The sequence below is a fragment of the Bacillus sp. BPN334 genome, assembly GCF_008368885.1.
GTDB classification, from domain to species: domain Bacteria; phylum Bacillota; class Bacilli; order Bacillales; family Bacillaceae_G; genus Bacillus_A; species Bacillus_A wiedmannii.
Genome location: NZ_QOZW01000047.1, coordinates 1 through 684, shown reverse-complemented (window position 1 = coordinate 684; position 684 = coordinate 1). Strand labels below are relative to the sequence as shown.

At 28.8% G+C, this 684-nt stretch carries 1 protein-coding gene; it reads right to left on the bottom strand.

Annotated features, from left to right (window positions below; all coding sequences use genetic code 11):
* On the bottom strand, window positions 1–187 hold a 187-nt coding region (locus DN393_RS31120), incomplete at its 3' end, for an S-layer homology domain-containing protein (protein ID WP_149174300.1).
* Window positions 188–684 lie beyond the last annotated feature (497 nt).

The window sequence follows — 684 nt, the reverse complement described above, 5'->3', positions numbered from 1 at the left end:
GTGTATCACTTGAACCAAAAGTTCCATCTGGATAACCACTCAATACTTGTTTATCAACTAAATAATTAACGGATTTGTCAGCCCATGCAGGAACATCTGGGAATTTGTGAGTATCTGCAAAAATACTAGTAGAATAAGATAGTAAACTTCCAGCAAGAATTCCTGTAGCAATTAATTTGTTCTTCAAAATTTAGCACCTCTAAAAAATTATTACAAGTTGGTAAATTATGTGTATTATAGTTAATCTTTAAATAATATGAATTCGAATAAAGTATAGATTAAGTTGGCATCATCACCATATTATAAGATAAAGAATCTAGTATAGAATTATCATTCCGAAAAGAATCCTTCGACATACACTTATAGATTGAGACTATTACATTTATTCACCAACATTGTGTAACTAGTATAGTTACTTATATATACGAGTGTCAATTGAAACAACCTTACATTTTTGTAAGGTAACCAGATTAATAATATATCAAGTAATTATTAAATAATGTAAATAATTATCTTTTATTTTAAGAACAGATTGATTTAAGCACACTCCTTCTAAATTATCATTGATGCCTCTTTCAATTCCTAATGTCCCTCTTAAAAAGGGCACTTTTGAAAAGTGCTCTTTTTAAGAATTATGAAGCTACAAACCTAGAATTCCTACAATCTGGCGAGCCTTAACATTAT